General features: G+C 65.9%; 14 protein-coding genes. 6 read left to right on the plus strand and 8 right to left on the minus strand.

The genetic code is table 11. From position 1 onward, the window contains the following. Window positions 1-35 precede the first annotated feature (35 nt). Both J3489_RS05380 and J3489_RS05385 read right to left on the minus strand, forming a co-directional pair. Window positions 36-1,757, minus strand: a complete 1,722-nt coding sequence (locus J3489_RS05380; RefSeq protein ID WP_206996681.1) for an AMP-binding protein — start codon at window positions 1,755-1,757, stop codon at window positions 36-38. A gap of 65 nt (window positions 1,758-1,822) precedes the next feature. Beyond that, window positions 1,823-2,476 (minus strand): COG4648 family protein, encoded by a 654-nt coding sequence (locus J3489_RS05385; RefSeq protein WP_206996682.1) that lies wholly within the window; start codon window positions 2,474-2,476, stop codon window positions 1,823-1,825. 459 nt (window positions 2,477-2,935) lie between these two features. On the opposite strand from J3489_RS05385, the gene J3489_RS05390 reads away from it, so the two are divergent. The 6 genes from J3489_RS05390 to J3489_RS05415 all read left to right on the plus strand — a co-directional run bounded on the left by J3489_RS05390 (window position 2,936) and on the right by J3489_RS05415 (window position 9,008). Beyond that, entirely contained in the window at window positions 2,936-3,196 is a 261-nt protein-coding gene (locus J3489_RS05390; RefSeq protein WP_206996943.1) for a phosphopantetheine-binding protein, read from the plus strand. A gap of 55 nt (window positions 3,197-3,251) precedes the next feature. Then, window positions 3,252-3,983, plus strand: coding sequence for a 3-oxoacyl-ACP reductase FabG (fabG, locus tag J3489_RS05395; protein WP_206996683.1), 732 nt, complete (start codon window positions 3,252-3,254; stop codon window positions 3,981-3,983). Between the two features lie 108 nt (window positions 3,984-4,091). Then, a complete protein-coding gene (locus tag J3489_RS05400; protein ID WP_206996684.1) occupies window positions 4,092-4,859 on the plus strand; it encodes a glycosyltransferase family 2 protein in 768 nt (255 codons plus the stop codon). Window positions 4,860-4,916: 57 nt separating this feature from the next. Beyond that, window positions 4,917-5,699, plus strand: a complete 783-nt coding sequence (locus J3489_RS05405; RefSeq protein WP_206996685.1) for an IclR family transcriptional regulator — start codon at window positions 4,917-4,919, stop codon at window positions 5,697-5,699. A gap of 197 nt (window positions 5,700-5,896) precedes the next feature. After that, on the plus strand, window positions 5,897-7,225 hold the full coding sequence (locus tag J3489_RS05410; RefSeq protein ID WP_206996686.1) for an MFS transporter: 1,329 nt from the start codon (window positions 5,897-5,899) through the stop codon (window positions 7,223-7,225). A 307-nt stretch (window positions 7,226-7,532) separates the two neighbouring features. Next, window positions 7,533-9,008: a trypsin-like peptidase domain-containing protein gene (locus tag J3489_RS05415; protein WP_374193427.1), complete on the plus strand. Its 1,476-nt coding sequence runs from the start codon at window positions 7,533-7,535 to the stop codon at window positions 9,006-9,008. Between the two features lie 36 nt (window positions 9,009-9,044). On the opposite strand, the gene J3489_RS05420 is transcribed toward J3489_RS05415, so the two are convergent. The 6 genes from J3489_RS05420 to J3489_RS05445 all read right to left on the minus strand — a co-directional run bounded on the left by J3489_RS05420 (window position 9,045) and on the right by J3489_RS05445 (window position 12,299). Further along, a complete protein-coding gene (locus J3489_RS05420; RefSeq protein WP_206996688.1) occupies window positions 9,045-9,704 on the minus strand; it encodes a 2OG-Fe(II) oxygenase family protein in 660 nt (219 codons plus the stop codon). A gap of 96 nt (window positions 9,705-9,800) precedes the next feature. Then, window positions 9,801-10,169 carry a response regulator gene (locus J3489_RS05425; protein ID WP_309491340.1) on the minus strand — a complete coding sequence of 123 codons (369 nt, stop codon included), beginning with the start codon at window positions 10,167-10,169 and terminating at the stop codon, window positions 9,801-9,803. 177 nt (window positions 10,170-10,346) lie between these two features. Further along, complete coding sequence (locus tag J3489_RS05430; protein WP_206996690.1) at window positions 10,347-11,000, minus strand: response regulator; 654 nt, start codon at window positions 10,998-11,000, stop codon at window positions 10,347-10,349. A 72-nt stretch (window positions 11,001-11,072) separates the two neighbouring features. Beyond that, window positions 11,073-11,666: a flagellar transcriptional regulator FlhC gene (gene flhC, locus J3489_RS05435; protein ID WP_206996691.1), complete on the minus strand. Its 594-nt coding sequence runs from the start codon at window positions 11,664-11,666 to the stop codon at window positions 11,073-11,075. After that, a complete protein-coding gene (gene flhD / locus J3489_RS05440; protein ID WP_206996692.1) occupies window positions 11,663-11,983 on the minus strand; it encodes a flagellar transcriptional regulator FlhD in 321 nt (106 codons plus the stop codon). Before flhD ends, flhC begins: the two co-directional genes overlap by 4 nt. Window positions 11,984-12,041: 58 nt before the next feature. Then, window positions 12,042-12,299: a hypothetical protein gene (locus J3489_RS05445; protein ID WP_206996693.1), complete on the minus strand. Its 258-nt coding sequence runs from the start codon at window positions 12,297-12,299 to the stop codon at window positions 12,042-12,044. Between the last annotated feature and the right edge of the window lie 85 nt (window positions 12,300-12,384).

Below are 12,384 nucleotides of genomic sequence, written 5' to 3' on the forward strand. Positions count from 1 at the left end.
GGCCCATGCCGCGCGGGCGGTGGTTCCGGGTGGCTTCACGATGTCCCCTGTCGTTCGGTCAGCACGCCGGTCGCGACCGTGTGCGCGCCGGCCGTGACCGCGAAGTGAATCGCACCGTTCTCGCCCGTGCGATACGTGAGCTCGAGCGGCACGCCCGGCATCGCGGAGCTCGGAAACTTCGCGGAACGGATCTTGAACGCGTGCAGAGGACGTTCGAGCGCGTGGCCGATGCCGCTGATCGCGTGATCGAGGAGCACCACGCCCGGCACGATCGGCTGCCCCGGGAAGTGGCCGGGCAGGGCGGGATGATCGAGCGGGATTTCGAAGGTGACGGGCTGCGCTTCGCCGGCAACGTGGCGGTTCGCGTCTTTCGCTTCGCGAGCATGCCGGGCGGCGAGCGAAACCAGCGCGTCGCGCGGCAGCTTGCCCGCCTCGTTGCGCGGCAGCGCATCGACGCACAGCAGCGGGCGCGGCATGAAGGCCGCGTCGATGCGCTCGCGCAAGGCGCGTTGCACGTCGGTAGTGGAAAGCGCCGGCGCCACGACGAACGCAGCGAGCCGCGTGACGGGTTCGTGCCGCTCATCGCGAGCGTGCGCCGGGACATCCGGCATGAAAAACACGCCGTCCGCCACGCCCGGTATCGCATTCAGTTGACGGTTCAGATACTCGAGCGAAGTGCGCTTGCCCGCGATGTTGATCAGGTCGGACTTGCGCCCGTGCAACAGGAAGTGCGTATCGTCGAGCAGTTCCAGCACGTCGCCCATGGGCGACGGTGCTTCGATGTGTCCGCCGGCGGCCCATATTTCGGCTTCGCCGCCGGCGTCCTGGCCGGCACGCGCTTGCAGCGCGACGTCCGGGACGAGCTGCCAGACATCGCCGAGCGCCGTGCGCCGCGTCGCGATCTTGCCCGTTTCGGTGCTGCCGTAGATTTCCACCAGCGGCGCGGCGAGACGCGCTTCGGCCTCGGCGGCCAGCGTCTTCGCGAGCGGGGCCGTGGCCGACAGGATCAGCGACGCGCTCGGCTGCTGCGCGCTTTCGGACATCAAGAGCGCGCGCAAATGAATCGGCGAGGTGACGAGCACACGCGGTTCCGGCACGGTTTCGAGCGCCAGGCGGATGTCGGCGGGATAGAACGGCCGACGGTTGCTGAAGGCAAGCCCGCCGATCAAAGCAAGCAGGATCGTGTGCTCGAAGCCGTACATATGCTGCGGCGGCACCGTTCCAACGAGCGTGCTGCCCCTTGCGCCGGCGAGGCCGAGCGGTTCCAGTCCGGCACGCACGCTCTTGACGAGCGCGCCCCACGTCTTGCGGTGAGGGACGGGCATGCCCGTCGAGCCCGATGTGAAGAGGTAAGCGGCGACGCGCGAGGCGTCGATGCGCGGCACGGCAGCGGCGCCGCTCGCGCTCGGGGCGGCGCGATCCGGCGCGGGAAAGCGAAAGCCCGGCAGCACGCTCGCGCCTTCGTTCGAATCGTGCAGGCAGAACGTGTCGGGCGCAAACGACGCAAGCTGGCGTAAGGATTCCTGCGTGTGCGTCGAAGGCAGCAAGGACACCTTGCCGGCGACGAGCGCGGCGCAAAAGCCGACCGCGAAGCGGTAGCGGTCCTTGCACGCATTGAAGACGTGCCCGCCGGGCGGCAAAGCCGCGGCGAGCTGCGCCACGTCGGCGAGAAAGTCGCGCACCGGAACCGGCACGCCGTCGCGCCAGGCGATCGGCTCATCGAGCGAGCAATGGGATACGAGCGGAAAACTCGGCATAACGTCAAAAAAAGCAGTAGCAGGACGCCCGCGGCGCATCGAAAGCGCGCACCGCGGCGGCGGTTTCAACGTGCCTCCACGGCGTGATCGCGCATCGAGCGCCGGTAGGCGCGAACCCCGTCGAGAATGCCGGAGCGCTCGCCCGGCAGGGCTGCGCGGCGGCATCCGTATTCGGCGGCGAACATCAGCACGACGAGCGGCAACATCAAATAGTTGGCGAACGTCGACCAGACCACGATCGATGTCAGCGCGAACAACAGCGTCGACACGCCGGCCATCGTTATGAAGAAAAGCGTCCACGCGAGCGTGATGCGCCTCGTGTAGACGGCGACGACGGGCGTCAGCGGGCCGTGCACCATCGTGGCGAACCGGCTGCAGAGCGGCTCGTGTGCCGCTCGCAGCGTGCGGCCGAATACGGCGGCCAGCGCCAGATTGAACGACACGTGCTCGAGATACAGCCCCCATTCGAAATGCCGCGCAAGCGGTGCGCGCAGGACCCAGAGCGCCGCGCACGCGGCGAGCCACAACGGCAGCATCCAGGCGCGACGGCGCGGCTGCAGCGCGGCGCCCAGCGTGAGCGCCATCAGGGGCGCCAGGGCCAGCGCGAGGCCGACGATCTGCAGGCCGGGCGTGCTCACCGCGTAATGGGCTCCAATCTCGTACCCGGCGACGAACGCAATGCCGAGCGCCGCGCGCGCGAAGCGAGCCGGCCCGTTCACGCCGCGCCCTCGGCACGGCCATGCCGCGGCTGCAGCCGGACTGAAAGCTGATGATTTAAAATACAGAGCATTCTAGTTTCGCGAAGCCGACGAAATCTGCCTGCGGCGCGGGGCCTTCCCCATCGCCCGAGTCGACGGATGTTACGGTTTTCCTAAGACGCAGGGGTTGCGTTTTGTAACCGTTTGTATGGCGCCCCAACGGGCGTGCAAGGGCCGAATTTTAGCGCATGTGTCGCCTTTCAACGCCGTTCGGGCGGTTCCGCCCAAGCGGGGCGCCCAGGGCGCATGCAGCCCCAAGACGTTCTGTAACCGTTTTTTCGCGTACTAGGCGTCACCCGTAGTTAGAATCGCTCCGAACCTGGGCGGCCCCGTCGCCGGGCAGGCTGTGCACAAGCGCCCGGTCCGCCGCGCGTCGCCGTCTCAGGCCACTTTTCGCTGTAAAACGCCGTTGCATGCATGATGAACGAACTGGAAAAAGAGCTCGCCGGACTGATCATCCTCGAACTGAACCTCGAAGACATTCGGCTCGAGGAAGTGTCCGCAGCGACTCCGTTGTACGGCGAAGGCTTCGGCCTCGATTCCATCGACATTTTGGAAATCGCGCTCTTGGTCTCCAAGAAGTACGGCTTTGCGCTGCGTTCGGACAATCCCGACAACGCAAAGATTTTCGCCACGCTCGGCGGATTGGCCGCCTATGTGGCGGAATGCCGCGTCCGCTAGGCTCGCGCTCACTCATTTACGCTCACCTGGGCTCATTCAGGCTCACATCGGGATCATGACGAACGCACGGAAGAAAGCGCTGGTCACGGGCGGCAGCGGCGCATTGGGGCAAGCGATCAGCGAAGCGCTGGCGATGGCCGGCCACGAAGTCTGGGTGCATGCGAACAGCAGCCTCGCGCGTGCGCAAGAGACGGTGCAGCGCATCGTCGAGGCCGGCGGCGCGGCACAGGCGATCGCGTTCGACGTGACCGATGCCGGCGCGACACAAGCCGCGCTGGACGCCGCGCTCGAAGGCGGCGCGTTTCAAATCGTCGTCAACAACGCCGGCATTCACGACGATGCGCCGATGGCCGGCATGACGCAGCATCAATGGAAGCGCGTCATCGACGTCACGCTCAACGGCTTCTTCAACGTCACGCAGCCGCTCCTGATGCCGATGATCCGCACGCGCTGGGGGCGCATCGTCAATATCGCGTCGGTGGCCGGCGTGATGGGAAATCGCGGACAGGTCAACTATGCGGCCGCGAAGGCCGGCTTGATCGGCGCGACGAAATCGCTGGCGCAGGAAATCGCGTCGCGCGGGATCACCGTCAATGCGGTGGCGCCCGGCATCATCGCGTCGCCGATGATCGAAGCGGCGTTTCCGCCCGAGCGCATCAAGCAGATCGTGCCGGCCGGCAGGGCGGGCGAGCCGGTCGAAGTGGCGGCGATGGTGGCCTATCTGGCCTCGGACGCGGCCGCCTACGTCACGGGACAAGTGCTGTCGATCAACGGCGGGATGGCATAAGACGCTCATCCCTCCCTCGCTCATCGATCACCGCCAAGCTGCTTACCTCGTTCATTGCCCAACGCCCGATCGCGTCCTTTCCTCGACAACCATCGACCGGCTGTACCCATGCCCACCCCGCGAGCGTCGTCCACCCATCTCGTCCTGATTCCGAGCTACAACCCGGGGGAGAAGCTCGGCGAGACCGTGCGCAGTGCGCGAGCGCACTGGAATCCGGTGTGGGTCGTGGCGGACGGCAGCACCGACGGCAGCACCGCGCGCCTCCTGGCGATGGCCGAAAGCGATCCGGGATTGCACGTCATCGTGCTGCCGGTCAACCAGGGCAAAGGCGCGGCGGTGCACGCCGGGCTCGACGAAGCGGCCGCGCGCGGCTTCACGCATGTCCTCACGATGGACGCCGACGGACAGCATCCCGCGCATTTGATCGAGGCGTTCATGGCGGCGTCGAAGGCCGCGCCCGAATGCATGGTGCTGGGCCGGCCGAAATTCGATGCGAGCGCCCCGCGAGCGCGCGTGTACGGGCGGCGGCTCTCGAATCTTTGCGCCGACATCGAGACCCTGTGGGCCGGCATCGGCGATTCGCTGTTCGGCTTTCGCGTGTATCCGGTTGCGCCGCTGCGCGCGCTCATGCGCAGGCGTTTGTGGATGCGGCGCTTCGATTTCGATCCGGAAGCCGCCGTGCGCTTGTGCTGGGCCGGCGTGAGGCCGATCAGGCTGGATGCGCCGGTGCGCTATTTTCGCGCCGCGGAGGGCGGGGTCTCGCATTTCCATTACGGGCGCGACAACGTACTCCTCACGTGGATGCATCTCCGTTTGATTTTCGGGTTTGTGCTGCGGTTGCCTTGGCTGACCGTGCGGCGGTTGAGCGGGCGTTGAGCAACGCCGGGGAGCGCGTGTCATCATGCGCGGAATTGGCGCGATGGAACCGGAACAATGACAAAAGAACGGCGCGGTATTCAATCGATTGAAGTGGGGGGCGCGCTGCTGCAGGCGCTCGTGGATCACGGCGGGCCGATGCTGCTCGGCGATCTCGCAAGAAAGGCCGGCATGACCTCGGCCAAGGCGCATCCTTATCTCGTGAGCTACGGCGCGCTCGGCCTGATCCAGCAGGATGCGGCGACGGGCCGTTACGAACTGGGCCCGTTCGCGCTGCAGATGGGGCTCATCAGCCTGCAGCGCTCGGACCCCGTGCGCACGGCGGTCTCGGTCATCGACGAGATGGCGGCCGGCATCGGCCATACCGTCGCGCTCGCGACGCCCGGCAGCAGCGGGCCGACCATCGTCTATATCCGGCATGCGAGCGATCCGATCTATGTGGCGATGCGCACCGGCACGGTGATGTCGCTCTTGCAGACGGCAACCGGTCTCGCGTTCGCCGCCTATCTGCCGCCGATGACCGTTGCGGCGCTCGTCGCGCTGGAAGAATCCAACGCGACTCGACTCGGCGTGGCGCACCGCAAGTTCAGTCAGAAGGAGATCGACGCGAAGCTCGCCGAAGTGCGGCAGCGCACGCTGGCGCGCAGCGTCGATGCGCCCGTCGCCGGCATCAGCGCGATGAGCGCACCGGTGTTCGATCACACGCGCAACGTCGTGCTCGCGATCACCGCGATCGGCCCGAGCGGCTCGCTCGACACGGCTTGGGACGGCGAACTCGCCCACACGCTGCGCGCGAGCGCGGCGGCGGTTTCTTCCCGGCTCGGCTTTACCGCCGTCTAAACCGCTCTTCCTGTTCTCACCGTTTCAGTTTTCCCGCGACGCGTCGAGCGCGTCCGTCGGGGGCTTCGGCTCGCCTGTTGTCTGAGGGTTAGGGGTAAACGGTTATTCAACATTGAGAAATGATTTATACAATGCTGAACCATGCGCTAAGGAATAACCGATTTGTGTAGGCGCGGAGACATTTGGAGCGAGACAGCATGAGCTATTCCCTTTCCGCGCAAGCGGCGCAGCGCGCCGCTTGCGCTGCCGACGATCAGGCGATGTTCCGCAAGGTCGCCTGGCGCATCATTCCGTTTCTGTTTCTTTGCTACGTCGTGTCGTTTCTCGACCGCATCAACATCGGCTTTGCGCAGTTGCAGATGAAGCACGATCTCGGCTTCAGCGACGCAATGTACGGGCTCGGCGCGGCCGTGTTCTATGTCGGCTACGTGCTCTGTGAAGTGCCGAGCAACATGCTGCTCGCGCGCTTCGGCGCGCGCAGGACCTTCACGCGGATCATGCTGCTCTGGGGGCTGGCTTCGATCGGCATGATGTTCGTGTCCAAGCCCGCGCATTTCTACCTCCTGCGCTTCATGCTCGGCGTGTTCGAGGCAGGATTCTTTCCCGGCATCGTGCTGTATCTGTCGTACTGGTTTCCTGCGAGCCGGCGCGCGGCCGTGATGGCGGTCTTTTTTGCGGGCGTCGCGGTTGCGGGCGTGCTCGGCGGGCTCATGTCCGGCTGGATCATGCGGGACATGGGCGGCGTGCTCGGGCTTTACGGATGGCAGTGGATGTTCGTCCTCGAAGGCCTGCCCGCCGTGATCCTCGCGTGCTTCGCGCTGTTTCGCCTGGTCGACCGGCCGCGCGACGCGCGCTGGCTCGCGCCGGCCGAACAGGAGCGGATCGTCGCGCTCTGCGCGAGCGATCAGGCCGAGCGCGGCGCGCACCGGGAGCGCAGCTTCGCGGCGGCGCTCGTCAACCCGCGCGTGTACCTGTTTGCGTTCATCTATTTTTCGCTGACGTGCGCGTCGCTCACGCTGAACTTCTGGATGCCGCTGATGATCCGCGACTTCGGCATCAAGGATGTGCTCTCGGTAAGCCTCTACACGGTCGTGCCGAATGCGATCGGCGCGATCGGCCTGATCCTGATCGCGCGCCGTTCCGACCGGGTCGGCGAGCGGCGCAAGCATTTCGCGAGCTGCACGATCGGCGGCGGACTCGCGCTTGCGGCGCTCACGCTGCATCTGAGCAGCTTTGCCGCGATGCTTGCGATCCTCTCGGTCGCGTCGATCCTGATTTTCGCGGCGCTGCCGATTTTCTGGGCGATTCCGTCGAGCTATCTGCCGGGCGAGGCGGCGGCATCGGGGATCGCGCTGATCAGCAGCATCGGCATCACCAGCGGCATCGTGAGCCCCTGGGTGATCGGCCAGATCCGCACGAGCACGGGGAGCATGGACCTCGCCATCTATCTCCTGGCCGGGCTCCTGCTGGCGAGCGGGATCGCGTTGATGGCGGGCATCCGGGCGGGGTCGAGCAAGGAAGGTTGAGTCGCGCGGGCATCGTGCGGTGCGGCACGAAGAAACTCGGCGGGATCTGCGTCGCGGCGGCTGGTTGCTCTATAAATAATAGTGTCGGCCCGTGTTCGTTATGTTGGCACTCGACGCCTCAGGCACCGACACCCTGCCATAGCGACCCTCTCGGAGGCGCGCCGTGTTCCGCCGGTCTTTTGCCCGCACCTTGCTCCATGCTGCTTTGGCGGCTGGACTTCTCGGTAGCCATTTGCATTTGCAGCCTGCGGCGGCCGCCGCGGCGGCTGCGCCACCCCCTCCGCCGCCTCCTGCCAAGGAGAAGCGGGTGGCGCAGCAGGTCTTCGCCGCGATGCCGATCGACTTTCCCGCCATCGTGGAGCGATACGGGCCAGCGGTCGTCAACATCAGTGCGGCTGCCCCGGAACAGCAGACGTCCGCGCCGGCCGCCGAGGCCGTCGATTCGGACGATCCCTTTGCCGCGTTTTTCAAGCGGGTCGTGCCGCAACAGCCGGAGTCTCAACGCGGCCCGCCGCGCGCGATAGCGGGTAGCGGCTCGGGCTTCATCATCAGCCCGGACGGCCTCATCCTGACCACGGCGCACGTGGTGGATCAGGCCGCCGAAGTGACCGTCACGCTGACCGATCGGCGCGCGTTCAAGGGGAGGGTGCTCACTGTCGACACGGAAAGCGGCGTGGCGTTGCTTCAGATCGACGCCACGAAGCTGCCGACCGTCAAACTGGGTGACTCGTCGCGCGTGCGGGTCGGCGAGCAGGTCCTGACGGTCGGCTCGCCCGACAGTTTTGCGAATGCCGTGACCGACGGCATCATCAGTGCGACGCCTCGCGTGCTGCCGGACGGCAGCAATTTCCCCTTCTTTCAAACCGACGTCGCCACCAATCCCGACAATTCGGGCGGCCCGTTGTTCAACCGTGCCGGCGAGGTGATCGGCATCGACGTGCAGATTTATACGAATGCGGAGCCGTTCCAGAGCCTCACCTTTGCCATCCCGATCAACCTGGCCAACAAAGTGCGTGCGCAGTTGCAGGCCCAGCGCAATGGGACGAGCGGCGGTTTTGGCGCAGACGTGCAGGACATCGGCCCCGGGTTGGCAGCGGCCCTTGGCCTGCCGCGTCCGGCCGGGGCGCTGGTCAATGCCGTCGCGCCCGGCACGCCGGCTGCCGCGAGCGGCCTGAAGGCGGGTGACGTCGTCACGCAGATCGGCCCCAAGACCATCGATCGCTCGGCCGAACTCGTCGAATATGCCGCTGGCTTGCGGCCGGGGACGAAAACCGTCCTCCGGCTGATTCGCGATCGAAGACCGATGGCGATAAGACTCATGGCCGGTACGGCCGGGGAAAGCCCCGCCGCGGGGCAAATCCCCGAGGCGAGGCAAATTCCGGAGACCAAGCAAATTCCGGTGGTCAAGCCAATCCCCGAGGCGAGGCAAATTCCGGAGACCAAGCAAATTCCGGAGGTCAAGCCAATCCCCGAGGCCCAGCCAATCCCCGAGGCCGGGCAGAACGAAGGCGGCGCGGCGGATCGCCTTGGCTTGACCATGCATGCGCTCAGCGAGGAGGAGAAGCGCGCGAGCGATCTTCCCCTTGGCCTGATGGTCGACGAGGTGGCTGGCCCTGCCGCGAGCGCCGGCATTCAACCCGGCGATATCGTCCTCTCGTTCAATGGCGAGCTGGTCGAGTCGCAGGACCAGGCGAGTTCTCTGGAAGCCAAGGCAAAGAAGCAGATCGCGGTGCTGATCCAGCGCCATAACGTGCGCCGCTTTGTGTCGATCGAGCTCAGATGATCCGCTCGACGGCCGCAGCGAATCGGGCTGAGCCCATCAACCTCGAACCGGATCCGGGTCCTGCATCGGCCCCCAAAGCGGCGAGCTCATGGTCGTGTCGTAGGCGCTGAACATGGCGTTGAAACTGACGCTCACGCGCGCCCGGCCGCTGAGGTTCGCCGACACCGAATGCGGCAGCCAGGCGGGGAACACGAGCAGGGTGCCGTCGCTGACGGGCACGACCACCTGGTCCGTGTTGTACGCCGTCAATTCGGTGACGGGCGGACGAATGATCGCTGTCTGAGGGCGCGGATCATGAAAGTTGATGGTGTCGGCGCCGGACTGCGTTTGAACGTAGTAGACGCCGCTCAGGAAATTGTTCGGATGCGTGTGCACGGCATGCGCCGCGCCGGGATCCAGGACGTTGAGCCAGCAGCCGGTGAGGTGGAGCGGGGCGTGGGCGACTTTGACGAACGCGAGCACGTCGGCCATGGCGGCATCGATGTGAGCAGCCAGCGCGGCAAACACGGGCGCCTGATGCAACTGGTGCTCGGATTGCCACGCGGAGCCGGTGCGGGTTCCGCGTCCGTCGCGCTGCAACGCATCGGCATGTGCCAGCAGGTTGCGGTTAAGCGGCTCGCAGGACGCGGAATCGAGGCGGCGCTGCCAAAGGAAGGTCGGGAACAGACGCACGATGTCTGGTGTCGGGCGTTGCATGGCCGATTGTGCGATGGGCTGCGAAGAGGGAGCTGATCTTTACTATAGCCGCGGCGCCGGCATTCTGTGACGCGTCCCGAGGTCGACAGCGGGAAATTAGCCCCGCGCCTCGACAATCCCCCTGATCGTCCGTCGAACGAGCTCGAGCTCGTTCGACTTGTCGAAGAAATACTGCGCCCCCGCAGCCAGGCATTCGTGCTTGTATTCGGGCGTCGGCTCGTTGGTCACCACGATCGACACCACCGGCAGCGCGCGCTCCGCCAGCTCCCTCAAGAGCGCGAGCCCGCTGCCCTTCGCGAGATGCAAGTCGACGATCGCGACATCCGCGGCGGCCTCGGCGATACCGTCGAGCCCCGCGTCCGAGTCCTCCGCTTCGCCGACGATCAGCACGCCGTCGATCGCACCGACGAGCGTTCGAAGGCGCCGCCGAATCATCTCGGAATCCTCTACCAGAAACACTTTCACGGGGGGGCTCGCGCTTGTCGATTTCATGCACCCAGTATGGCGCGCGGGCAATGCTTGCGAAATCAGCGATGGATAAGTGTCCTGTAGGACGGAAGGAACGCCTGTACGCCGATTCCTACAGCCTCGCTCGGCGGTGACCCCGATGCTCGCCGCGACGTCCGGCCCGTTCGCCCCGAATCACAGACCGCCGCTTTCTTCGTCTTCGAACAGCTTGTTCTTGATCGCGTAGCGCACGAGCCCCGCGTCGTGCGGGATCTGCATCTTCTCGAGGATGCGCGTCTTGTACGTGCTGACCGTTTTCGCGCTCACGCAAAGCTTCTCGGCGATTTCGGAAATCGTTTCCCCGGCGACGAGGCGCCGGAACACGTCGTACTCGCGGTCGGACAGCCGGTGATGCGGCGCATCGTCGGGCGGCGTGGAGAGGTTCTGCGCAAAGCGCTCGGCCATCGCGACGCTCACGTACGCGTTGCCCGAGGCGATCCTCGTCACGGCTTTGACAAGCTCGGTAGGCGCGCTTTCCTTGGTCAGGTAGCCCGCGGCGCCGGCCTTGAACGCGCGCACCGCGTATTGCTCCTCGGCGTGCATGGTGAGCACGAGGATGCGCAGCGCGGGGATTTCTTCGTGGATCTGCTTGAGGAGTTCGAGCCCGTTACGGCCGGGCATCGACAGGTCGAGCACGAGGACCTGGGCGTCGCCCTTGCGAGCGAGCTGCAGGGCCGTGGCGGCGTCGGCAGCCTCGCCGACCACTTCCACTTCGGACGTGCTTTGCAGGATGCGCCGCAAACCATCGCGAACGAGGGCGTGGTCGTCGGCGAGCAAGACGCGGATCATTGCAAGGCTCCTTTGTCGCGATCGCATCCGGTGTCGCGGTCGCGTCGGTAGCGTAGGAGCAGCAATTTTCCATCATACGAAAGCGCTTGGCGAGCAGGGATTGCACGCAGGTCCCGCGGCGCGCTTCGAGGTCTTGCCGGCCCGCGGCGGCGGGCAGCAGGCGCCGCACACCATGCCGTCGCACAGGTCGTATTTGTACGCGACGAACTTGCCGCCGCAGCGGCTGCACGGGACCATCTGCACGATGTCCGCACCGAAAAAGCGCACGAGCGTCCAGGCGCGCGTCAGATCGAGCGGCACCTCGGCGCCGGTGGTCCGGCAGTGTTCGAGGTAGACCCGGTAGGCCTTGGTCAGCGCGTCGAGGCGGGTCTCGCCCGCGTCGTGGCGCATGAAGTGGTAAGCGTTATAGAAGAGCGACGAGTGGATGTTCGCGAGCCACGTCATGTACCAGTCGGCCGACGAGGGCAGGAGGCCGCGCGGCGGCGCCTTGCCTTTGAGTTCGTGATAGAGCCGGATCATGCGCTCGCGCGGCAGCGTCAGCTCGCTTTCCAGCACCTGCATGCGCGCGCCCAGTTCGATCAGCTCGATCGCGCGCAAGACCTGCTGGGCGTCTTCGGCGACGCTCTTCTTCGCGGCGTGCGCAACGTTTTCGGCGGCCGGTTTCATGCGAAAACCTCGGCGGGCTGCGCAGACAGCACGATAGCGGCGTGCGCCGGAATCACGTCCGCGTTCTTGGCCGCATGCGTGAGCGAAGCGAGAATCGCGTAGTCCTTGAAGCGGAAAAAGCACAGCAGTTGTTGCGTCGCGGCGATCCTGACGATCTGGGCGGGCGACAGGTTCTGCAGGATGTCCGCGACTTGCGCCGAGATGCCGAGGCGATACATGCCGATCGCCTTGTCTTCGCGCAACAGCCGCTGCGCGAGGAGCATGTACGACAAGTTGAGTTCTCGAATCGAGTCCAGCGGGTGTTCGCTATCGTTCATTTCATTTTCCCCGGTAGGTGTTGCCGCGACGGGCTGGCGGCGTGCCGTGGCGGTCCGCTCAGGCGGCCGCGGATTCGCGCACCGCTTGCGCGAAACGCTCGAGCGACGACAGCGACCCGAACACGCTTTGATATTGCGCGTTGCCGATGCGGCCATCGAGCGTGACCAGCATGCCCACGCCGCGGGCGAGGGCGACGACATCGAGCGGCTGCTCAGGCGCGGCCGGCTTAGGCGCGGCCGCGCCGGCGGGCGCTTGCTGGCGGCTGGCGTGGTGATGCTCTTGGATGGCGTCGTTCGTGTAGTACAGGCATGTCATGGCGAATCCCCCGGCGGTGTGCGGACTGCGTTTCTCAGGTATGACAATTTGTGACCGAAGTATTGGTCACGGCCGGGGGAATGAA

This window comes from Trinickia mobilis, from assembly GCF_017315705.1.
GTDB classification, from domain to species: domain Bacteria; phylum Pseudomonadota; class Gammaproteobacteria; order Burkholderiales; family Burkholderiaceae; genus Trinickia_A; species Trinickia_A mobilis.